Genomic DNA, 20289 nt, shown 5'->3' with positions numbered 1-20289 from the left:
CCGCTGCGGCAGGCATCGCCGCCGGCGGTCGGCCGCATTAATTCCGCCACACGCCCTCGCGCCGGAGATCCTCCATGGTGCGGGAAATGCCCTCACGCAGGATCGCGACCATGTCGTCGATCTGCTCGCGCGTGATGATCAGCGGGGGCGACATGACGCACATGTGGATCAACGGCCTCACAAGCAGGCCGAGCGCATAGCAGTGCGCGTCGATGCGCTTGCCGACCTCGATGTCGAGTTGCAGCGGATTGTTGCTTTCCCGGTCAGCGACACATTCGACGCAGGCCATGAGCCCGATACCACGTACCTCGCCGACCAGCGGGAGGTCTTCGAGCGTCTTCATCTCCTCGATGAAGTAGGGCGCCACATCTCGGGCGTGGTCGAGGATGCCGTTCTCGAGCAGATCGAGATTGGCCAGTGCGACGGCGCATCCGACCGGGTGGCTGCTGTAGGTCAGTCCATGTGCATACATGGCGTCCGGATGGTTCGAGCGGCGCAAGTCCGCGAGCAGGCGATCCGAGACGATCATCCCGCCGAGCGGAAAATAGCCCGACGTGACTCCCTTGGCGAAGGTGATGATGTCGGGCGAAAGGCCGAACACGCTTTCCGAAGCGAAGATTTCGCCGAGCCGCCCGAAGCCGGTCACCACCTCGTCCGAGATGTAAAGGATGTCGTTCGCCCTGCAGATCTGCCTGATGCGCGGCAGATAGTTCGGCGGCGAGACGATCACGCCGCCGGAAGCCTGGATCGGCTCGGCCACGAAAGCCCCGATCTTGTCGGCGCCGAGACGCTCGACCGTTTCCTCGAATTCTGAGACCAGGAAGTCCGAGAAGGCCTCGATCGTCATCGCTGCCGGGCGCCGGAACGGATCGGGCGACGTCAGCTTGACGACCAGGCCGCCGGCGATGTCCATCCAGTCACGATCGCGGGGACGGCCGTTCAGCGAGGCGGAAAGATAGGTCGAGCCATGATAGGCGCCGCCGCGCGATATGATTAGCTTCTTCTCCGAGCGCCCGCGCACATTGTTGTAGAACTGCATGAAGCGCAGCGCGCTCTCGACCGCAGACGAGCCTCCCGTGGTGAAGAAAACGTGCCGCAAGTCCCCCGGCGCATGGCCGGCGATCCGCTCGGCGAGTACGGCGGACGGCGAGTTCATCGTGTACCAGGGCGTGTTGTAGGAGAGTTCCATCGCCTGGTCGTACATGACGCGCGCCAGTTCCTCGCGGCGATGGCCGGCGTTCACGCACCACATGCCGGCTGGCCCGTCGATCAGCCGCCGCCCTTCGCCGTCATGGATGTAGATGCCGTCGCCGCTGCCGATCAGGCTGCGCGCCTCGGTGCCGATCGAGCCGGAATAGGGCCAAGGCTGGATGAGGTGTCGCTTCGCGAGGTCGACCGCGGCCTCGGCCGAGACCTCATACTTGGAGGGCCCTGCACTTGCCTTCCTGATCGACGCCATTTTATTCTCTCCTCAGATGCACGATCCGTAGCGCTACAAGCCACTGAAAAAGCTAACTAAATCGTCCGCATTTTGAATGTTCGTTCAATCAATATAGCCGGAAATTTCGCTTGATTTCAATCGCCTGTTGCGCATGATGTCGGCGGGAACAGAACAACCGGCCAGTCAAAGGCCGACCGGAGCGGAAATGGGACGCAAGGTCGATCCGACGAAAGGCGCGCCGCCGCGATGACGGCCGCCGTGGAAGGGTCGCAGGCTATCCGCCAGGCGCGCACGGGCGCCAAGCCCCTTCTGCAATCGGAAGCCGCGCAAGGTTTTGCGCTGGTAAGCCCCACCTTCCTCTTCGCGCTCGTCCTGCTCGTCCTACCGATCCTCGTGGTTCTGGCGCACAGCTTCTGGACGCAGAACTACCTGACGATCGATCGGACCTTTACGTTCGAGCAGTACCGGATCGCGCTGACCGAGCCCATCTTCCGGGACCTGCTTCTCCGCTCGCTGTTGATCTCGTTCGCGGTCAGTGTCGCCACAGTCGTGCTCGCCTATCCGGTCGCCTACTTCATTTCGTTTCACGGCGGCGACCGCAAGAACCTCTGGCTGTTCCTGATCACGATCCCCTTCTGGACCAGCTATCTGCTGCGGGTGATGTCGTGGAAGGTCATCCTCGGCTACAATGGCGTCCTGAATTCCGGGCTGCTGGCGCTGGGCATCATCGACGAGCCGTCGACCGCCTTCCTCTACAATTCCAGCGCGGTCGTCATCACGCTCACGCATGCCTGGGCGGCCTTCGCCATCCTGCCGATCTACGTTTCCCTGCAGAAGGTCGATCGCACGCTGATCGAGGCGGCGGCCGACCTCGGCGACGGGCCGGTCCGGCGCTTCCTGCGCGTGACGCTCCCGCTCTCAATGCCCGGCGTGATCTCCGCGCTGCTCATCGTGATGATCCCGACCGTTGGCGATTACGTTACGCCGAAGCTGGTTGGCGGCAAGTACGGCGTGATGATCGCCACTGCGATCCAGGCGCAATTCGGAAAGGCCGCAAATTGGCCGCTCGGCGCCGCGCTCTCCGTCTCGACGATGCTGGTCGTCTCGGCGATGGCCGCGGCTTCGGTTCTGCTGCTCCGCCTGGCGGTGAGGTGGGCCCGATGAAGCGCATGCCTGGCCGCTGGCTGCCAGCCTACGCGGCGCTCTACATCGCCTTCCTCTATCTGCCTGTCCTGTTCCTGCCGATCTTCTCGATCAACACCGCGCCCACCCCGCAATTCCCGCTCTCGGGCTACACGCTCAGATGGTACGAGGAGCTTCCCCGCAACGCCGCTCTCATCGACGCGGCACGGAACAGCCTCCTTGTGGGCGTCGCAGCCGCGCTGCTTTCGACATTGCTCGGAATCTGCGCTGCGCGTGCCATCACCCGCTACCGCTTCCCGGGGCGGCGGCCGATCAACGGGCTGATCATGGCCCCGCTGGTTCTCCCCGAGATCATCCTGGCGGTGTCGCTGCTGCTCGTGCTGCTGCGCCTCGGCCTGGACCTGTCGCTGTTCACCATCGTTCTCGGCCACGTTCTCATCTGCCTGCCCTATTCCATGAGCGTCCTCACCTCCGGCTTCGAGGGCTTTGATCGCAGCCTGGAAGAGGCGTCGGCCGATCTCGGGGAAACCGCCTTCGGCACGTTCCGGCGGGTCACGCTGCCGATGGTGACGCCAGCGATCATCTCCTCGCTGCTCGTCTGCTTCACCATCTCGCTGGACGACTTCATCATCGCCTTCTTCCTCGGCGGCACCCAGGCGACCCTGCCGATCTACATCTGGGGCCAGCTTCGCTTCGCCGCCAAGCTTCCGGGTGTGCTTGCGCTGGGCACGCTGCTTCTCGTCGGGTCCTTCCTGCTTCTCACGCTCGCCGAGATGATCCGGCGGCGAGCCGAGCAGCGGGTGCAGAGCGCCGGGGTGACACTTGCCTGACTCCATGATCGACATCCGCAATGTCGGCCGCAGCTACGGCGCGTTCCGGGCACTGGACGACGTGTCGCTCTCGATCAAAGAGGGCGAGTTCTTCTCGCTTCTCGGCCCCTCAGGCTGCGGCAAGACCACGCTGCTGCGCATGATCGGGGGCCTCGACACGCCGACCAGCGGCTCGATTTTCCTCGACGGCCAGTCGATGGACGGAATCCCCGCGAACCGGCGTCCGACCAACATGGTCTTCCAGAGCTATGCGATCTTTCCACATCTCAATGTCGAGCAGAACGTCGCCTATGGCCTGAAGCGCCTAAGGCTCGGCGCCGAAGAGGAGAAGCGGCGGGTCGAGGAAGCATTGTCGATGGTGTCGCTTTCCGGGCTTGGCCGCCGCGGCGCGAACGAACTGTCCGGCGGGCAACGGCAGCGCGTTGCCCTCGCCCGCGCCCTGGTAATGCGGCCTAAGGTTCTGCTGCTCGATGAGCCGCTTTCCGCGCTGGACAAGAAGCTGCGCGAGCAGATGCAGGTCGAGCTTCGCCGGCTTCAGCAGGCCGTCGGCATCACTTTCGTGCTGGTGACGCATGACCAGTACGAGGCGCTCGCCATGTCCGATCGCATCGCAGTGATGTTCGGGGGCGGGATCGCGCAGGTCGCCGCGCCCAAGGAGATCTACCAGAGGCCGGTCAATCGCCAAGTCGCCGACTTCCTTGGCGGAATGAATTTCGTAAAGGCGGAGGTCGTCGACGAGACGGGCGTGTCGATCGTCGTCGACACGGAGGGATTCGGCCGCGTGACCACCGAGCGTCCGCAGGGTTTGGTCCGCAAGGGTCTGCACGCGACGGTCGGCATCCGCCCCGAGCGCCTGCGCGTCCTATGGGATGGCGCGACCGCGCAACATGAGGTGGCAGGCACGGTGATCGAAAGGCACTATTTCGGCGAGATCACCCACCTGGTCGTGGACGTTCCCGGGATGGAGAAGCCGCTATCGGTGACCGAGACCAACGATTTCGGCGCCGACGACCTGCCGATCGGCGCTACGATCCGGCTTGCCTATGATCCCGACGCCCTCGTGGCGATGGCCGACTGAGGGACGCGCCCGGGCAGGTGCGGCTTACGGTCTTACCCCTCGCCTGAGATGAAACGCGGCCCCATCCGTAAGCGTTTCCACAGGAACACTGCGGGAACTTCCCGCATTGTGCTTTGTTGAAGACAGACTGCCGCGCATGCAGCGAGGCACGCGCAACAGTTGGGAGTCGGTCGTGGCAGCACCGCGAGGAGGCGTTCAAGTGGAACGAATGTTTTCCAAGATAGCGACCGAGGTCTCCAGCGCATCCGGGAGACCGAGCACCTTCATGCTTTGTGTATTGTTGATTCTGGTGTGGGCGGTAACCGGCCCGATATTCGGTTTTTCGGACACGTGGCAGTTGATCATCAACACGGGAACGACGATCGTCACGTTCCTGATGGTCTTCCTGATCCAGAACACCCAGAATCGCGACGGAGTCGCAATCCAGGCCAAGCTGGATGAACTGATCCGAGTGTCGAAAGCGAAGGACGCTTTCATCGGGATCGAGCACCTTACCGAGGCGGAGGTCGAGGAACTGCGAAAGACCTGCGAACGCGCCGCCGAGCGCGCCAAGAAGCACGCATCCGACCGAGCGACCCGGGAAGTGGCGCCCGGATCCCGATTGTGAACGTTTTCGCTGGACGAGCGGCCGCCCGAAGGCGGCTGTCGAAAGAATCAATAGCCGGCTTTGATCTTCTCGAACTCCGCAATCATTTTCAGCTTGAGCTCGGCGGGAATCGGGGCCTGGAAGAGCGTCTTGTCGACGAACTTCGTCACGTCACCGTAGCCCTTTTCATCCAGGACCTTCTGATCGATGCTCGCCAGAGCCTTGGCGTTGGCGTGGCCATAGCCCCAGTCGCCGAGCAGATACTGCGCGACCTTGGGATCTTCGTTGACCATGCCGAGGAAGTCGTACGCCTTTTCCGCGCTGCCGGGAGCGTCCTTCAGGCGCACATAGCCGCAAACCCAGGTCGACAGGCCTTCATCGGTGTCCTTCTTGGCCTTGACCGGCGCGCCTGCGAGCGCGGCCTGGACGCTGGCATCGTTCCAGGCCCAGGCAAGATCCACCTCTCCGCCGCTCATCGCCTGGACGATGTCGGTGTTGTCGGTCCAGTAGAGACGCACGTTTTTGTGCACGGCGCGCAGGAAGTCCGAAGCTTCCTTGAACTGATCGTCGGTCATCTTCGTCCAGTCCGTCAGCCCGATGGCGAGCGAGGCCAGGGCATAGGCATCGTCGACATTGTCGCCGATCGAAACGCGGTCCTTGAACTTCGGGTCGGCGAAGGCCTTGAGCGACTGGACCTCCTCCTCCTTCACTTTCTCGGAGTTGTAGGTCATCAGGGTATTGCCCCAATCCCAGGGCATAAACCAAGCAGTTCCATCCTCGGTGGTGGCAAGATCCTTCATCGCCATGATGCCGGGAAGGAGGTCGTTCCACCCAGCGATCTTCGAGGTGTCCAGCGGCTGCAGCAGCCCGGCCTCGCGCCATTTCACCACGCTCTGCGAGCAGGGATGGGCGAGGTCGGCCTTGAATCCCGACCGCAGCTTCTCGAATGCCTCATCCTCGTCGCCAAAGAAGGTGAATGTCGGCGATGTTCCGTATTTTTCGACGTAGCGCGGATGGAACTCGGGTGCTTCGTAGCCCGACCACTCGAAGATCGTGAGCTCGCTGTCGTCGGCGACCGCGATGGCCGAAGCCGAGGCGGTGAGCGCGGCCGCAGCCGCCACCGTGATCAGTCTGCGTTTCAGATTAGTCATCGTTCCCCTCCCATCCTGTTCAAGCGATTTTTCGGTCCCGCCGCATGGCCCGTTCGAAGTGGCGGGGAAAGATAGAGGCGAGCACGTCCCTTGCCGAGGCATGCGCGGCCTCGCGCGTCACCTCGTCGGGCCCCATCATCAATCTCAGCCAAAGTCCTTCGAGCATGGCGCTCACGCCGAGCGCCGTCGAAAACGGCTCGAAATCGTATCCGCCCTCCTCCTTCAGACGCCGGCAGAGGTCGACGATGACGTTTTGGTAGGCTGCGTCGCGCGCGCCACACAATACCTGATAGGTCGGCCGCGATTTCGCCTCGCCCCAGAACGCGCACCAGGCGGCGAGCTTGCGCTTGTTGCAGATCGACCGGTCGAAATCGGCCGCGACGAGCGCTCCGAGTTGACGCGCCGGGTCCTCGCCCGCCTTCACCAGCGCCGCACGCCAGTGCGCGGCATATTCGTCGGCCATGTACTGAAGCGTGGCGACGAGGAGCTTTTCCTTACTCTCGAAATGGAAATTGACGATGCCGCGCGACAGCCCCGCACCCTCGGCTACATCCGCCATCGTGGTTTCGGCATAGCCGCGCTTGGCGAGCGAATCGATCGTCGCATCGATCAACTGCTGGCGCCGCGTCTCCTTCGAGGCCTTGCGGCCACGCCTCTCATCCGCTGGAGCGTCCTTTTCGGGGGTCTTCATGGCGGATGCGACGCTCCACATGCCGGTCAGTCCTTGTCCGGCTTCCTGCCACGCAGATGAGTGGGACGGTGCTCCCCCGAGTCAAGCACCTTCTGCATCGCCTCCCAGGTCCGTATGTTCTTGTCGACATAAGCGTTTCCGACCGCGGCGGCCGCTTTCGCATAAAGCGGCCCTTTGAGCCGGGCGAGTTCCCCGCGCGCCACCTCCCTGTACCAGGGATTGCGATCGACGATCCGCACGTCCTCGAAGCCCGCGCGCTCCATCGCCTGCCGATAGCGCTCCGGCGAGGCCATCGAGAAACTCAGGCCCTCGGCCGCGACATAGGCCTTCATGTCCGCCGACGGCTCCCCGTCATGCGAGATCATCCAGTCGCTTGCAGCGAATATGCCACCCCGCCTGAGCACCCGGAAGATGTCCGCAAAAAGCGCGTCCTTGTCGGGGACATGGAGGAGCGCGTCCTTGGAGAAGACCACGTCAAAGGACCGGTCCTTGAATGGCAGTCGCCCGGGCGGTGCCTGGACGAATTCCGCACGCACGGAGAGGCCCCTCTCGGCCGCCCGCTTGCGTGCCTGCTCGACAACGGGCTGCTCTACGTCGAACCCGGTCACATGGGCGGCGCCATGGCGCTCCAGCAGATGCAGGGCAATGCCACCCGAACCGCAGCCGATGTCCAGCGCCGACTTACCGTGCAGGGAGATCCCCTCCAGAACCCGGTCGACTTCGTCCGGACCGCCCGGCGAGAGATACCCCTCCCCCCACAGCGCCTCCAGGAACCGGATCGCCGTGTCGTCGTATTCCGGTTCGCCTGAGTGGCCGACTGTCGTCATGCGTTCGTCGTCTCGAACTGAAGCAAGAGCGCCGGATGTAAGCGAAAGCCTATAACAACATTGGCGAAACACAAGGCCGCTTGTTGAACATTCATTCAATACGGCTGGACAGCCCTCGAATCGGCATGCCAGACTGGCGGGCAAGGGAGGGGTTTGCCGCCAATGAAGACATGGGATGCCATCGTCGTCGGCGCGGGCCACAACGGCCTGGTCAACGCTTGCTACCTGCAGCGGGCCGGCCTCGATGTTCTCGTGGTCGAGAAGAACAAGTGGATCGGCGGCGCCGCGGTCAGCCGCTCGCTGACGCCGGGCTTCCTCTATTCGAACTGCTCCTATGTCTGCTCGTTGTTCCGGCCGGAGATCATGCGCGATCTCGATCTGCCGCGCTTCGGCCTGCAGGTGATCTCGTACGAGGGCGGCGCCGTCTTCACGCGGGACGGGGATTATCTCGCCAACTACCGCGACCACCATGCACACCGCCGCGAGTTCGCGCGCTTCTCGAAGAAGGACGCCGAGGCCTACGACCGCTACGCGCGCGACGTGACGCGCCAGTGCCGGTTCATCCAGCCGCTGCTGATGCGCACCGCCCCCGATCCGACCAGCCTGAAGCCGCGCGACATCGGCGAACTCGTCTACTTGGCCAGGAAATTCGCGGGTCTCGGCGCGCGCGAGATGGCCGATACGATGCGCTTCTGGACCATGTCCATCTCCGACTTTCTGGACGAGTATTTCGAAACGGACGTCATCAAGGCCAACCTCTCGCTCTCCGGGATCATCGGCACCGCTCTTGGGCCTATGTCTCCGGGCACGGCCTACGTGCTCCTGCACCACTATATGGGCGAGGTCGACGGGTCAGTCGGCGCCTGGGGCTATGCGCGCGGTGGAATGGGCGCGGTCACGCAGGCACTTGCCGACTCGTTCCGCGCCTCTGGCGGCACGATCCGCACGCAAGCCGAGGTCGAAGAGATCCTGGTGAAGAAGGGCCAGGCGGCCGGCGTCGTGCTCAGCGACGGCGAGGAAATCCACGGCAGGATGGTGATCTCAAATGCCGACGTGAAGCGCACCTTCCTGAAGCTCGTAGATGAACGTGAGCTGCCGGAGATTTTCCTGCGCCGCGTCCGCAACTTCCGCATGCGCGGCTCCTCCGGCAAGCTGAACATCGCGCTCGATTCCATGCCGGAGTTCCCGGCCCTGCCGCCGGATTCGCCCTGCGTGCGGGCCGACCTGCATTTCACCGATACGGTGGAGCGCATGGAACGCGCCTACGACGACTGGAAGGCGGGCCGCTGGTCGGCCGACCCGTTCCTCGACGTGGTCATTCCGACCACGCTCGATCCCACCATGGCACCGCCCGGCAAGCACTTCATGAGCGTCTTCGTCCAGTACTGCCCGCCGAAGGTGGAGGGCCGCGAGTGGACGGATGCCGACCGCGACGCCTTCGCCGAGACCGTGATCTCGCAGATCGTCGACTATTCGCCGGGCTTTCGCGATCGCATCGTCCACATGGAGGTGAGGACGCCACGCGAGTTGGAGGCCGAGGTCGGCCTCACCGAGGGCAATATCTTCCAGGGCGAGCTCACCTTCGACCAGCTTCTCTTCAACCGCCCGGTGCCCGGCTACGCGCAATACCGTTCGCCGATCGGCGGCCTCTACATCTGCGGCTCGTCCACGCACCCCGGCGGCGGCGTCATGGGCGCACCCGGGCGCAACGCCGCCCTCGAAATCCTGCGCGACCTGAAACGCGGCACCAGCCACATGAGCCCGGCCCATGACGTCATCTGACGAAACCAGATGGGATGCCGTCGTCATCGGCGGCGGCCATAACGGACTGGTGTGCGCCGCTTTCCTGGGCAGGGTCGGTCGCAAGGTCCTGGTGCTGGAAGCGGAAGAGCAAATAGGCGGCGCGGGCCGCACGCACGAATTCGCTCCCGGTTTTCGCGTGTCGATGGCGCACCTCCTGAACCGGCTGCACCCCGAAGTGGTCAAGGCGCTGGAGCTGGAGAAGCACGGCCTCGACCTCTCCCCCGCCCACCAGGTGCCGACGGTGGCGCTCTCTTCGGAAGGCAAGCCGCTGATCCTCACCGGCGCCTATGGCGAGGGACTTGAAGGCGCCGATGCATCCGAAAAGCAGGCCTGGGCCGAAGTTCGCGCCCAGCTCTTCCGCTACGCCGACATCCTGAAGCCGCTGCTTGCGCGCCGCCCGCCTTCGCTCGACGGCATGGATCTGGCGGCGTCCTCCGCCTGGGCGATGACGGGCCTGTCGCTGAAGCGGCTCGGTCGGGAGGACATGCGCGACTTCCTGCGCGTGCTGTTGATGAACGTCGCCGATTTCTGCGACGAGGGCCTTCAAGACGATCGGCTGAAGGGGCTGCTTGCCTTCGATGCGGTGCTGGGCAGCCATCTCGGCCCGCGTTCGCCAACCTCGCTGCTCGGCCTTTATTATCGCCTGGCCGGCGAACTGGGCGGCGCTCCCGGCGCGCAGCTCGTTCCGGCAGGCGGGACGGGCGCGGTCATGGCGGCTGTGCGCAAGGCGGCGGAAGCGGCGGGCGTCACGATCCGAACCAGCGCCGTGGCAGCGAAGGTGTTTGTCGAGAAAGGCCGGGCCACCGGGGTGATGCTCGATAGCGGCGAGGATATCAGGGCGGGCAAGGTGATCTCGGCGCTGAACCCGGCGACCACGTTTCTTGAACTGGTCGGCCCCCAACACCTCGACACCGGGTTCGTTCGGCGCGTGAGCAACATCCGCATGAAGGGCGACGCCGCGAAGCTGCACCTCGCTCTTGAGCGTATCCCGGCATTCAACGGCCTGCCTCAGCAGTACCGTAACGCGCGCCTCGTGATCGCGTCATCGACCGACTACGTGGAGCGGGCATTCAACCCCGCGAAGCATGGCGAGTTCTCCCCCGAACCGGCGATGGAGATCACGCTGCCGTCGATCGGCGATCCGTCGCTCGCGCCGACAGGCGCCTCCGTGCTATCCGCAACGATCCAGTATGCACCCTACTTGCTCAAGGAAGGCTGGGTGGCCGGCAAGCCGAAGCTGCTGGAGGCGGTACTCTCGGTCCTGGAGCGCCACGCGCCCGGCATCCGCAAGACCATCCTCCATTCCGAACTGCTGACGCCGGCCGACATCGAGGCGCGGTACCGCATGCCAGGCGGCCACTGGCATCACGGCGAGCTCCAGGCCGACCAGATGCTGATGTCGCGCCCGGTGTTCGGGGCCGAGGGTTACCACACACCTCTCCCCGGCCTCTTTCTGGCGGGCTCTGGCTCGCATCCCGGCGGCGGCATTTTCGGCGTGCCCGGCATGAACGCGGCGAGAAGGGTGCTGGGAGGCAGAGCGTGATCTTTGTCCGAGATAGTTCCTCTGAGCGCTCAAAGGTCGCGCTCCACGTTGCCCCCCTCTGGCCTGCCGGCCATCTCCCCTACGAGGGGAGAGATCGGCAGCCCCGATCTCGGCAACCAAACCCTCACGTTGGCGAATGGCGAAGGCCCCGCGGCCAGCCTGATCTCCCCCCTTGTGGGGGAGATGGCCGGCAGGCCAGAGGGGGGCGCGAATGAACGCCGACATGACCGTGGGTACGAAACCTACAGAAATCGCCCATCGCCTCGCCCTCCAGCCCCACTTCCGCACGCTGCGGCTGGGCACGCCCTTCCAGCCGCGCGTCGAGGCCTTGAGCAGCCGCCAGGAATGGTACGACTGGGCGGGCTATAAGGCACCTAGCGTACTGTGGGACGAGGAATTGGAATATTTCGCGATTCGCAGCCAGGCCGCCGTCTTCGACATCTCGCCGATGGTGAAATACCGCATCGAGGGGCCGGACGCGGAAGGCTTCCTCGACCGTCTCACCTTGCGCGACGTCACGAAGCTTCGCCCCGGTCGCGTGCACTACACGGCCTGGTGCGACGACGATGGGCATGTGCTCGACGACGGCACCCTCTTCCGGCTCTCCGACACCCGGTTCCGCCTGTGCTGCCAGGAGCGGCATCTGCCGTGGCTTCTCGATAGCGCCATCGGCTTCGGGGTCGAGATCGAGGAGGAGACCGAAGAGATCGCCGCACTCGCGCTGCAGGGGCCGACCTCGTGGTCGGTGCTCGAAGCTGCCGGCTGTCCGGGCACCGAACGCCTGAAACCATTCGACATCGGCACCTTCGCGCACGAGGGCGAAGAGGTCACCATCTCCCGAACCGGCTTTACCGGTGACCTCGGCTACGAGATCTTCGTCAATGCAGGACACGCCTTGTCGCTCTGGGACCGGCTGTTCGAGGCCGGAAAGCTCTTCGGCATCCGCGCCATCGGCTATGCCGCCCTGAACCGGGCCCGCATCGAGGCGGGATTCATCGTCGCCAATGCCGACTTCGTCACGGCCGAGCACGCCCTGCGGTCCGACCGCGTCAGGATGCCCGACGCGATCGGGCTGGGCTTCATGGTCGATCTGAAGAAGGGTTACTTCAACGGGCGCCGCGCGATCGAGAAGTCGCGGGCGAATGGCGGTCCGGCGCAGCTGTTGGTCGGACTGGAGATCGAAGGCAACGTCCCAGCCGAGCATGCCATTGTCTATCACAACGCCAAGCGCGAGGTCGGCCTCGTCTCCGCCGCCATATGGTCGCCCACGGCGAAGCGCAACATAGCGATTGCCAGCCTGGACAGGCGCTATGGTCGGCCGGGCACAGCCGATCTCTGGGTGGAGATCTATGCCATGCGCGAACTGCAATACATCAAGATGATGAAGCGGGCGAAGATCGTCCCGCGCCCCTTCATAAAGCTCCCCCGTCGTATAGCGACCCCGCCGGGACGGTTCTGAGATGTCCGGCGACGACGCGCTGAACGAGCAAGGGGCTCTCGTCGATGCACCGCTTGGCGAGCCTTGGTCCGGCCGAGCCCGCTATGCCGCAGCCATGTTCTTCCACATGCGCGGCGACATGAGCGCCGACACACTGGAAGTTTACCGACTCTGCTCGCGGCTGGATTGGCAGGACCCGCTGCCAATCATCCGCGAGCTGGGTATCGGCGCCGAGTGGATAGAGAAGATTGAAGCGCGGAGAAGCGGAAAACACCGCACGTGAGCGACAGAAGGTGCGTCCTTCGAGGATCGCCCGTCGATGTAGATGATATTGCTGCAATGTAAGGAGTGGGCGAGCCTCGAAGGACGCACCCCAAAGGGACAGTAAACTCCAAAAAAAGAACCGGCGGCTTATGCCGCCGGTTGAGCTTCTATGGTGCGCAGAGACTGTGCCTGCCGCTTTGCCGCGGCCTTGACGGCGTCTTGCACCTTCTCGAAGGCGCGAACCTCGATCTGGCGCACGCGTTCGCGCGAGATGCCGAACTCGCCGGAGAGATCCTCCAGCGTCAGCGGATCCTCGGACAGGCGGCGCGCCTCGAAGATGCGCTTCTCGCGATCGTTCAGCACCGACATGGCGCCGCTGAGCAGAGCGCGGCGGCTCTCCAGTTCATCCTGCTCCATCAGCACCTGTTCCTGGCTCTCATGCTCGTCCACGAGCCAGTCCTGCCATTCGCCGGACTCGCCTTCCGTCGCGCGGATCGGCGCGTTCAGCGAAGCGTCGCCTGACAGGCGGCGGTTCATGGAAACCACCTCTTCCTCGCTGACGTTCAGTCGGGTGGCGATCTCGGCGATCTGCTCCGGCCTGAGGTCGCCATCGTCCAGCGCCTGGATCTTGCCCTTGACCTTGCGCAGATTGAAGAACAGCCGCTTCTGGTTGGCGGTCGTTCCCATCTTCACCAGGCTCCAGGAGCGCAGGATGTATTCCTGGATCGAGGCCTTGATCCACCACATGGCGTAGGTGGCCAGCCGGAAGCCGCGCTCCGGCTCGAACTTCTTTACGGCCTGCATCAGGCCGACATTGCCCTCCGAGATCACCTCGCCGATCGGCAGGCCGTAGCCGCGATATCCCATCGCGATCTTGGCGACGAGCCTGAGATGGCTGGTGACGAGCTTGTGGGCGGCGCCAGTATCCTCATGCTCGTGATACCGCTTGGCGAGCATGTACTCTTCCTGCGGCTCGAGCATCGGGAAACGGCGGATTTCCTCCAGATAGCGGGAAAGCCCCCCTTCTCCGGAAACAATGCTTGGTAGTGTCTGGGCCATTGAAGCACCCTCCTCTCTTCAGTCTGCCCCCTGAACAAGGCGGGCATTTGACGCGGCTGCATTTCGCCCGACCGCGCCGAACTCTCATATATAGGAACAAATCGAGAAAGAACACGATTTGTTCGGCCGAACACCGCTTGTCACCTGAAAGTGAACGTCGGTGAGTAGGTATCCATTAGATACCGCGAAACGACTCCAGGAGTCCAGCAAAATCGGCAGGAGCCGGAGCCTCGAAACGCATCTGTTCGCCCGTGGTCGGGTGTTGGAACCCGAGCAGCCAAGCGTGCAGCGCCTGCCGCGGAAAGTGCTCGACGGTTGAACGAAGCGGCTCGGGCAGCCGCTTGGCCTTGGTCCGGAACGCCTGTCCGTAGTCGCGATCGCCGATCAGCGAGTGGCCGATATGGGCCATGTGCACCCGGATCTGATGCGTCCGTCCGGTCTCCAGGCGGCACTCCAACAAGGCGGCCTGCGCGACGTCAACGCGTCCCTCACCGAACCGTTCCAGCACCTTGTAATGCGTCACCGCATGCCTTGCATCCTCGCGCCCTTCGGGCACGACGGCCCGGCGCACGCGGTCGGCCGCCCTTCCCAGATGCGCCTCGACCGTTCCGCTCAGGCGCGACGGAATGTTCCAGACGAGCGCCAAGTAACCGCGCTCCAGGTCGCCGCTGCGGCCATGGTCGGCAAAGGCCTCCGACAGCCCCATATGGGCCCGATCGGTCTTGGCCACCACCAGCACGCCGCTGGTGTCCTTGTCGAGCCTGTGCACGATGCCGGGCCTGCGCACGCCGCCGATCCCGGAGAGGCTGTCGCCACAATGATGGATCAGCGCGTTCACAAGCGTACCCGTCCAGTTCCCGGCGGCGGGATGCACGACCAATCCAGGCGGCTTGTTGATGACGATCAGTTCGGCGTCCTCGTAGAGGATGTCGAGCGGAATGTTCTCGCCCTTCGGCTCGGCGGGTTGCGCCTCCGGGACTTCCATCTCGATCCGCTCGCCGCCGGAAAGCTTCCGCTTGGGCTCGACCACGGCCTTGCCGCGGACGCGCACCGCGCCAGTGCGGATGAGCGTCTGGATGCGGCTGCGGGAGAATTCCCCGTTGAATGCGCCAGCCAGCCAATGGTCGAGCCGCTGCCCGGCGGATTCCGGCCCGGCTGTCAACTCTTTCCAGGTGCCGCCCGCTCCGTTATCAGGGTCGCCCATCGCTACAGCCCGGAAATGGATACATGGCAAGGCCGACCTTCGAAGACGAGGAAGACAAGCCGCTCGACCCCGCGGTCGAGAATGTGCGGAAAAAACTTGTCCGGTTCGTCGCCATCAATCTCGGCATCCTTCTGGTGGCGCTTATGGCGGTGGTGGGGGCGATTGTCTACAAGACCCGCAGCGCGGCGCCTCCCGCTGCCGAACTGCCCATCAGCGAAATTCCGGTGCCGCCCGGCGCGGTGCTGGAGGGCGAAATCCCGCTTCCGGCCGGCGCGCGCATCGTCTCGCAGTCGCTCTCGGGCAATCGCCTGGCCCTGGAAATCGAACTGACGAGCGGCGGCCGCGCCATTCACGTCTACGATATTGCCGAGCGGCGCGTGGTGGCGCGCTTTTCCGTCGTCGCACAGTGACGGCCCAACGTCCGCGTCGTCCTGCCCGCTCCATCGCCACGGTCGCGTTGGTCGTGCGCGACTATGACGAGGCAATCGAATGGTACACAGGATCGCTCGGCTTCGAACTCGTGGAGAATACGGACCTTGGCGGCGGCAAGCGCTGGGTGACCGTTTCGCCGCCAGGCGGCGGCACGCGCCTCTTGCTGGCCCGGGCCGCCGACGCGCACCAGGAGACGCGGATCGGCGACCAGGCCGGCGGGCGCGTCTTCCTGTTCCTCGAGACCGACGATTTCGCACGCGACCATGCGGCACTGCTAGGCTCGGGCGTCCGCTTTCACGAAGCCCCGCGTCAGGAACCCTATGGCACGGTCGCCGTATTCTCCGACCTTTACGGCAATCTGTGGGATCTGATTGAACCCGCCCGGCAAGCCTGCCCTTCGAAAGTTTAGGTGCTCGTAAGGACCGTAAGGCGCACTTTGCCGCGCCGCGCACGACGACTCGGCCGCGCCGCGCACGACGACTCGCGAGTTTGCCGTCTGAGGGCCCGCCCGGCACCGATACTGGATTCGGTTGCACAAAAGCCGCGGTCAGCGCCATCGAACACGAACGATCGCAAACCTGATCAAACCCGGTTGCTTTTTGAATCGAGGCATCCTAAGTACGGGCCACTGGTCAGCGCCCATCGTCTAGCGGTCAGGACGGCGCCCTCTCACGGCGCAAACAGGGGTTCGATTCCCCTTGGGCGTGCCACTCTCAGATCAACCCTTTGAAACTGCTGAGCGGGTTCTCGTGGCATCGTGGGGCCGGACGGGCTCGGCATGAGCGACGATGATCTGGGGCTCTATCAAAGGGCGATTGCCGTCCTCGATGACCTCAGCCGCTCCGAGGCGGCCAAGATGCGCGGCGGAGAAACGCTTCATCTGACCCTTGATCGGGGCTCTGGAAGAACGCGGTATCGTGCTTCACCCGGACGATCCCGCTTGGCGCCAGTCGAGTTCGGCTTCATCCACGCGCGGCGACGCGCCATCAGGGGCATCCCACCCGCCAAATCGCCTCGGCTTCGAATTAGCGGCCTCAAAAGCCCTGGATTTGGGTTTTCGGCCGCCACGCGACGGTGCTCTTGGAACTCCGTTTCGGGTACTGGATCGTGTACGCTCGCCCCCGGTCGGCGGGAGTGTCGAACAGCCGTGCGATAGCGTGGAACCGAACCGGCCGGGTCGGGTTGTCTGGCGAAAGGGAGCCCAAGCTGTGGATTCCGCAACCGCCGCCGTCATCGTGCTGCTCGTCTGCGCCCAGGATTCCAGCACGTGCCGCGAAGTTCGCAGCGTCAACGGCTTTGCCTCGATCGAGGAGTGCCGTGACGGGTTAAAGTCCGTGCTCGCGCGCCTGCAGACGCCGCAGCGTCATGTCACCGGGCACTGCGAAACCGTTGAACTGGATCTGATGGCAACTGGCAGTGTCGTGCCGGGCCAGATTAAGCCGGCCGGCAGGGATGAAAGGGGCGCGGTTCTCTACGATAGCCAGGGCCGCCCGACCGCCAACCGCATGGTCCAGGTCACGCGACATGACCGGCACAAGACGGTCACACGCGGCTACGTGGTACCGTCGGAACAGTAGCGCGCCATCAAAGCCGTGATCTCGCGGCGACAATTCTAACCGGTCGCTGCCGCCCTCCGGCCATCTTCGCTGTCTCGGAGCGTAGTCTTACACCGCTATTGTTCGGCGGGCGTCACCTTGAGCCGCGTCACCGTGATCTTCCCGAACGTGATGCAGTGACGAAATCTCGGGCCGGACTCGAAGCTCCTGCTAACGCAGTTCCGGTCCGTGCCGTCCGGTCCTGCGCGGGCGGGCGCTTTGGGTGAGGGATCTGCCGAGGCAGGAGCCAGGGTCGGAATCCCGCCCGTCACCCTATAGCCTGCGCTCGAAAGGATTTTTCTCGCCCGCTTGCAATACTCGACAGAGCGGGCGGAAAAGCGCGTCTGACTGTGGCCTGCGCGGTACTTCATGAGCGTTGTGCAGAGATCGCCGTCAGCGAGCCTGTGCGCCTTGGCGAGATACTGCAACCCAAGCCGAATGTTGACCGCTGGATCGGCAAGCAGTGCGTCGTCTCCTGCAAAGCCCAGCATCCGCGCCGTGGCCGGCATAATCTGCATCAAGCCAACCTCGCCTGCCGCCCCCTTGGCGCCCGGATCGAAATTACTTTCGATCTCCATGACCGCCAGTGCGACCTCCGGCGGCAGGCCTTGTCGACGGGCCTCGCATTTGGCCGCTCCGCGGTAATCCCCGGACGTGGCAAGCGTGGCCAGGCAGGCAGCGGGCGGCGGCCGTGCGAAGTCGTCCGGCGGCTTCGACAGGGCGAGTTCGGTGGCGGCAAGCAGAGCGAACAGGGTCGAACCAAGGCTTTGTCCCTTCACAATGATGCGCCTCTCTCCCGCGGCGCCCCCGCATTTCCAACGTCAAAGAAATCTGCCTGGACATTCCCTTCCGAGCCGGCAGTCATCCCCCCGGAGACAGGCCGGTCAGCATCGACACCACCCGCATCACGATCGGCACCAGCACGATGAGAAGGCTCATCGGGAACAGGAAGGTCGCGAGCGGAAACAGCATCTTGATCGGCAAAGCGTTGGCCTTCTCCTCGGCCTTCAGGATGCGGTGCTGGCGCATCTCCCTGCTATAGACGCGCAGACTCTTCGTCACGCTCGAGCCCAGTTCCTCCGACTGGCGGAAGAGCACGGCCAGCGTGCGGGCTTCGTCGATGCGCAGACGATCTGCAAGGTTCGCCAGCGCCTCGCGCAGCCGCCGTCCGCCGCGCACCTCGAGCATCATGATGGAGAGGTGGATGCCGAAGCCCGGATGGGTGGGGGAGAACTCCCGCGCCACGCGGTCGGCAGCCGCCTCGATGCTGAGGCCCGCATCGACGCAGACGATCATCATGTCCATATAGTCGGGGAACAGCCTGCGATACTGCCTCTCCTTGCTGACCCCCATCCGCTCCAGCACGATATTGGCGATGAAGAAGGAGAAGGCGCCGGCCATCAGCGCGATGACGAGAGCCAGCACATTCGAAGCCGAAGGCACATAAGTCTGCAGCAGGAAATAGGCGAGCACGCTCACGCCGAAGCCGATGCCGGCTCTGACGATCTGGAAATAGGACAGGCTATTCGGAGAGAAGAACCCCGCGCGCAAGAGGCGGTTGGGCAGCGAGTCCGAATTGGTGTCGTTCCGGATGACGTCGAAATAATGCTTGATGCGCGCGCTGTCGCGCTTCGACAGCCCGGAGAGGTCCTGGTCCACGAACAGGCCGCTTTCGGTCAGCTTGCCCCCGGCCTCGGCCAACCTGGAACTGATCTCGCGGCGGCTTACGACGAAGCTGAGCGAAATCGTCGAGACCAGAAGGACAGCAACGAACGTGGCTGCAAGGATGAGGTTTTCGCCCATGTTCTCCACCTAGAAGTCGAAATGGACCAGCTTGTAGAGGACGTAGTTGCCGATCAGCATGATGACGATGGCGGCGGCAACGACGTGGTTTGCGTAGCCGCTGTCCCAGACCGGGTCGAAATAGGTCGGCGAAAGCGCGTTGATCATGAAGAAGAGCCCGAAGGGGAAGGCGGACATCACCAGCGCCGTGATGCGCCCTTCGGCGGAAAGCGCCCTCACCTTGGCCTTCAGCATCGCCCGTTCGCGAATGACATTGGACAGGTTTTCGAGGATCTCCACGAAGTTCCCGCCCGTGCCGCGCTGCACGCTCATGGAGACGGCGAGCAGCTTGAGGTCCTCGGCGCCGACCCGCTCGACCATGTTGAGCATGGCGTGGTCCAGATCGGTGCCGTAGGTCAACTCATCGCTGAGGATGCCGAACTCGGTGCCGACCGGGTCCGGCATCTCGCGCGAGACGAGCGCGATCGCAGTCGGCAGCGGATGGCCGGACGACAGGCTGCGATTGATCACGTCGAGCGCATTGGGAAGCTGCATCATGTATTTGGACATCCGCTGTGAGCGCGCCCGCATGACCACAAAGAAGGGAACGACCCCCGCCAGGAGCAGGTTCGTCAGCAGCCGGATGAGGGAAGAGGAGATGACAAAGCCCAGCAGAAACCAGAGCACGATCGCGCCGACGGCTGCGTAGAGCGCCATGCGCAGCGGGTCCCATCGGATCCCCGACTGGGAGAAGCTGCGCCTGAGCCACCCGGTCATTCCCGGCGACTGCGCGACGGAGGTGATCGCGCGCTCGCGCAGCATCGCCTGATAGACGGCGCGCTGGTCGTCGCTGGCTTCGAGGAGGCGCAGTCTGCGGTTCAGCGACCGGCCGCGGCTGGAAAACGAGAAGACAGAGCGGATCAGCCGATCGAACAGGATCAGCCCAGCCATGAACACAGCGGCATAGAGCAGGAAGAGGTCCATCGGACAAGCCTATGCCAGGGGTCGCGAGGGGTCGAAGATCTCGCCTGGTATCTCGAAGCCGAGCTCCGCGATCCGCTCCAGGAAGCGGGGCCGGATGCCGGTGGACCGGAACAGCCCCTTGACCCGGCCATGCTCGTCCACGCCCATCTTCTGGAACTTCATGAGCTCCTGCATCTGGACCACGTCGCCTTCCATGCCGGTGATTTCAGACACCGACACCAGCTTGCGCGACCCGTCATGTAAGCGCTCCACCTGAACGATCAGCGTGATCGCCGAGGCGATCTGCCCACGGATGCTCATCTGGCTCATTGGCATTCCGGCCATGCCGACCATCTGCTCCAGGCGCGAGATCGCGTCGCGTGGATTGTTGGCGTGGATGGTCGTCATCGAGCCTTCGTGGCCGGTGTTCATGGCCTGCAGCATGTCGAAGGCTTCCTC

The 20289-nt window shown here is 64.1% G+C and carries 21 protein-coding genes and 1 tRNA gene; 12 read left to right on the top strand and 10 right to left on the bottom strand.

Annotated elements, in window-relative coordinates:
* Nucleotides 1–37: 37 nt before the first annotated feature.
* Nucleotides 38–1459 (bottom strand): aminotransferase, encoded by a 1422-nt coding sequence (locus tag HUI96_RS05725; protein WP_188253670.1) that lies wholly within the window; start codon nucleotides 1457–1459, stop codon nucleotides 38–40.
* A gap of 228 nt (nucleotides 1460–1687) precedes the next feature.
* Between HUI96_RS05725 and HUI96_RS05720 the strand changes: the two genes are divergently transcribed.
* From HUI96_RS05720 to HUI96_RS05705, 4 genes are all read left to right on the top strand, one after another.
* Entirely contained in the window at nucleotides 1688–2605 is a 918-nt protein-coding gene (locus HUI96_RS05720) for an ABC transporter permease (protein ID WP_188253669.1), read from the top strand.
* Complete coding sequence (locus HUI96_RS05715) at nucleotides 2602–3414, top strand: ABC transporter permease (RefSeq protein ID WP_188253668.1); 813 nt, start codon at nucleotides 2602–2604, stop codon at nucleotides 3412–3414. The genes HUI96_RS05720 and HUI96_RS05715 overlap by 4 nt, the downstream gene beginning before the upstream one ends.
* A 4-nt stretch (nucleotides 3415–3418) precedes the next feature.
* Nucleotides 3419–4492, top strand: coding sequence for an ABC transporter ATP-binding protein (locus HUI96_RS05710; RefSeq protein WP_188253720.1), 1074 nt, complete (start codon nucleotides 3419–3421; stop codon nucleotides 4490–4492).
* A gap of 208 nt (nucleotides 4493–4700) precedes the next feature.
* Nucleotides 4701–5099: a low affinity iron permease family protein gene (locus HUI96_RS05705; RefSeq protein WP_237683987.1), complete on the top strand. Its 399-nt coding sequence runs from the start codon at nucleotides 4701–4703 to the stop codon at nucleotides 5097–5099.
* 47 nt (nucleotides 5100–5146) lie between these two features.
* Here HUI96_RS05705 and HUI96_RS05700 read toward each other — a convergent pair whose 3' ends face one another.
* Genes HUI96_RS05700 through HUI96_RS05690 form a run of 3 tightly spaced genes read right to left on the bottom strand, consistent with a single transcriptional unit; the run spans nucleotide 5147 to nucleotide 7747 of the window.
* Complete coding sequence (locus HUI96_RS05700; RefSeq protein WP_188253666.1) at nucleotides 5147–6229, bottom strand: extracellular solute-binding protein; 1083 nt, start codon at nucleotides 6227–6229, stop codon at nucleotides 5147–5149.
* 19 nt (nucleotides 6230–6248) lie between these two features.
* Complete coding sequence (gene betI / locus HUI96_RS05695) at nucleotides 6249–6941, bottom strand: transcriptional regulator BetI (RefSeq protein ID WP_425299198.1); 693 nt, start codon at nucleotides 6939–6941, stop codon at nucleotides 6249–6251.
* Between the two features lie 5 nt (nucleotides 6942–6946).
* Nucleotides 6947–7747, bottom strand: a complete 801-nt coding sequence (locus HUI96_RS05690; protein ID WP_188253664.1) for a class I SAM-dependent methyltransferase — start codon at nucleotides 7745–7747, stop codon at nucleotides 6947–6949.
* A 162-nt stretch (nucleotides 7748–7909) separates the two neighbouring features.
* Between HUI96_RS05690 and HUI96_RS05685 the strand changes: the two genes are divergently transcribed.
* The 4 genes from HUI96_RS05685 to HUI96_RS05670 all read left to right on the top strand — a co-directional run bounded on the left by HUI96_RS05685 (nucleotide 7910) and on the right by HUI96_RS05670 (nucleotide 12814).
* On the top strand, nucleotides 7910–9529 hold the full coding sequence (locus HUI96_RS05685) for a phytoene desaturase family protein (protein WP_188253663.1): 1620 nt from the start codon (nucleotides 7910–7912) through the stop codon (nucleotides 9527–9529).
* Nucleotides 9516–11093 (top strand): phytoene desaturase family protein, encoded by a 1578-nt coding sequence (locus tag HUI96_RS05680; RefSeq protein WP_188253662.1) that lies wholly within the window; start codon nucleotides 9516–9518, stop codon nucleotides 11091–11093. Before HUI96_RS05685 ends, HUI96_RS05680 begins: the two co-directional genes overlap by 14 nt.
* A gap of 211 nt (nucleotides 11094–11304) precedes the next feature.
* Entirely contained in the window at nucleotides 11305–12552 is a 1248-nt protein-coding gene (locus HUI96_RS05675; RefSeq protein WP_188253661.1) for an aminomethyltransferase family protein, read from the top strand.
* Between the two features lies 1 nt (nucleotide 12553).
* Nucleotides 12554–12814 carry a hypothetical protein gene (locus tag HUI96_RS05670; protein WP_188253660.1) on the top strand — a complete coding sequence of 87 codons (261 nt, stop codon included), beginning with the start codon at nucleotides 12554–12556 and terminating at the stop codon, nucleotides 12812–12814.
* A 128-nt stretch (nucleotides 12815–12942) separates the two neighbouring features.
* Here the strand turns inward: HUI96_RS05670 and rpoH are convergent, their stop codons facing one another.
* The gene (rpoH, locus tag HUI96_RS05665; protein ID WP_188253659.1) at nucleotides 12943–13854 is read right to left on the bottom strand and encodes an RNA polymerase sigma factor RpoH; all 912 of its coding nucleotides are present in this window, start codon (nucleotides 13852–13854) and stop codon (nucleotides 12943–12945) included.
* A gap of 175 nt (nucleotides 13855–14029) precedes the next feature.
* A complete protein-coding gene (locus tag HUI96_RS05660) occupies nucleotides 14030–15058 on the bottom strand; it encodes an RluA family pseudouridine synthase (protein ID WP_188253658.1) in 1029 nt (342 codons plus the stop codon).
* A 23-nt stretch (nucleotides 15059–15081) separates the two neighbouring features.
* On the opposite strand from HUI96_RS05660, the gene HUI96_RS05655 reads away from it, so the two are divergent.
* From HUI96_RS05655 to HUI96_RS05640, 4 genes are all read left to right on the top strand, one after another.
* Nucleotides 15082–15468, top strand: coding sequence for a fimbrial protein (locus HUI96_RS05655; protein WP_188253657.1), 387 nt, complete (start codon nucleotides 15082–15084; stop codon nucleotides 15466–15468).
* On the top strand, nucleotides 15465–15899 hold the full coding sequence (locus HUI96_RS05650; protein ID WP_188253656.1) for a VOC family protein: 435 nt from the start codon (nucleotides 15465–15467) through the stop codon (nucleotides 15897–15899). Before HUI96_RS05655 ends, HUI96_RS05650 begins: the two co-directional genes overlap by 4 nt.
* A gap of 226 nt (nucleotides 15900–16125) precedes the next feature.
* Nucleotides 16126–16200: transfer RNA gene (locus tag HUI96_RS05645), tRNA-Glu, on the top strand.
* 498 nt (nucleotides 16201–16698) lie between these two features.
* Nucleotides 16699–17067 carry a hypothetical protein gene (locus HUI96_RS05640; RefSeq protein ID WP_188253655.1) on the top strand — a complete coding sequence of 123 codons (369 nt, stop codon included), beginning with the start codon at nucleotides 16699–16701 and terminating at the stop codon, nucleotides 17065–17067.
* Nucleotides 17068–17162: 95 nt separating this feature from the next.
* Here the strand turns inward: HUI96_RS05640 and HUI96_RS05635 are convergent, their stop codons facing one another.
* The 4 genes from HUI96_RS05635 to HUI96_RS29300 form a co-directional block, all read right to left on the bottom strand.
* The gene (locus tag HUI96_RS05635) at nucleotides 17163–17864 is read right to left on the bottom strand and encodes a lytic transglycosylase domain-containing protein (protein WP_337917996.1); all 702 of its coding nucleotides are present in this window, start codon (nucleotides 17862–17864) and stop codon (nucleotides 17163–17165) included.
* 82 nt (nucleotides 17865–17946) lie between these two features.
* Nucleotides 17947–18888: a type II secretion system F family protein gene (locus HUI96_RS05630; protein WP_188253654.1), complete on the bottom strand. Its 942-nt coding sequence runs from the start codon at nucleotides 18886–18888 to the stop codon at nucleotides 17947–17949.
* A gap of 9 nt (nucleotides 18889–18897) precedes the next feature.
* Complete coding sequence (locus tag HUI96_RS05625) at nucleotides 18898–19851, bottom strand: type II secretion system F family protein (RefSeq protein WP_188253653.1); 954 nt, start codon at nucleotides 19849–19851, stop codon at nucleotides 18898–18900.
* Nucleotides 19852–19860: 9 nt separating this feature from the next.
* Nucleotides 19861–20289: ATPase, T2SS/T4P/T4SS family (locus HUI96_RS29300; RefSeq protein ID WP_237683966.1), on the bottom strand; the 429-nt coding region annotated here is incomplete at its 5' end.

The organism is Pseudaminobacter soli (ex Zhang et al. 2022) (genome assembly GCF_014595955.1).
GTDB classification, from domain to species: Bacteria; Pseudomonadota; Alphaproteobacteria; order Rhizobiales; family Rhizobiaceae; genus Kumtagia; species Kumtagia pseudosoli.
This window is presented reverse-complemented; position numbering and strand designations above follow the sequence as displayed.

Coding starts and splice junctions, on each gene's coding strand:
- HUI96_RS05710 (WP_188253720.1), top strand. CDS start 3,419: ATGATCGACATCCGCAATGTCGGCCGCAGCTACGGCGCGTTCCGGGCA.
- HUI96_RS05680 (WP_188253662.1), top strand. CDS start 9,516: ATGACGTCATCTGACGAAACCAGATGGGATGCCGTCGTCATCGGCGGC.
- HUI96_RS05685 (WP_188253663.1), top strand. CDS start 7,910: ATGAAGACATGGGATGCCATCGTCGTCGGCGCGGGCCACAACGGCCTG.
- HUI96_RS05630 (WP_188253654.1), bottom strand. CDS start 18,888: ATGGGCGAAAACCTCATCCTTGCAGCCACGTTCGTTGCTGTCCTTCTG.
- HUI96_RS05690 (WP_188253664.1), bottom strand. CDS start 7,747: ATGACGACAGTCGGCCACTCAGGCGAACCGGAATACGACGACACGGCG.
- HUI96_RS05675 (WP_188253661.1), top strand. CDS start 11,305: ATGAACGCCGACATGACCGTGGGTACGAAACCTACAGAAATCGCCCAT.
- HUI96_RS05705 (WP_237683987.1), top strand. CDS start 4,701: ATGTTTTCCAAGATAGCGACCGAGGTCTCCAGCGCATCCGGGAGACCG.
- HUI96_RS05720 (WP_188253669.1), top strand. CDS start 1,688: ATGACGGCCGCCGTGGAAGGGTCGCAGGCTATCCGCCAGGCGCGCACG.
- HUI96_RS05670 (WP_188253660.1), top strand. CDS start 12,554: ATGTCCGGCGACGACGCGCTGAACGAGCAAGGGGCTCTCGTCGATGCA.
- betI (WP_425299198.1), bottom strand. CDS start 6,941: ATGTGGAGCGTCGCATCCGCCATGAAGACCCCCGAAAAGGACGCTCCA.
- HUI96_RS05715 (WP_188253668.1), top strand. CDS start 2,602: ATGAAGCGCATGCCTGGCCGCTGGCTGCCAGCCTACGCGGCGCTCTAC.
- HUI96_RS05660 (WP_188253658.1), bottom strand. CDS start 15,058: ATGGGCGACCCTGATAACGGAGCGGGCGGCACCTGGAAAGAGTTGACA.
- HUI96_RS05725 (WP_188253670.1), bottom strand. CDS start 1,459: ATGGCGTCGATCAGGAAGGCAAGTGCAGGGCCCTCCAAGTATGAGGTC.
- rpoH (WP_188253659.1), bottom strand. CDS start 13,854: ATGGCCCAGACACTACCAAGCATTGTTTCCGGAGAAGGGGGGCTTTCC.
- HUI96_RS05655 (WP_188253657.1), top strand. CDS start 15,082: ATGGCAAGGCCGACCTTCGAAGACGAGGAAGACAAGCCGCTCGACCCC.
- HUI96_RS05700 (WP_188253666.1), bottom strand. CDS start 6,229: ATGACTAATCTGAAACGCAGACTGATCACGGTGGCGGCTGCGGCCGCG.
- HUI96_RS05625 (WP_188253653.1), bottom strand. CDS start 19,851: ATGGACCTCTTCCTGCTCTATGCCGCTGTGTTCATGGCTGGGCTGATC.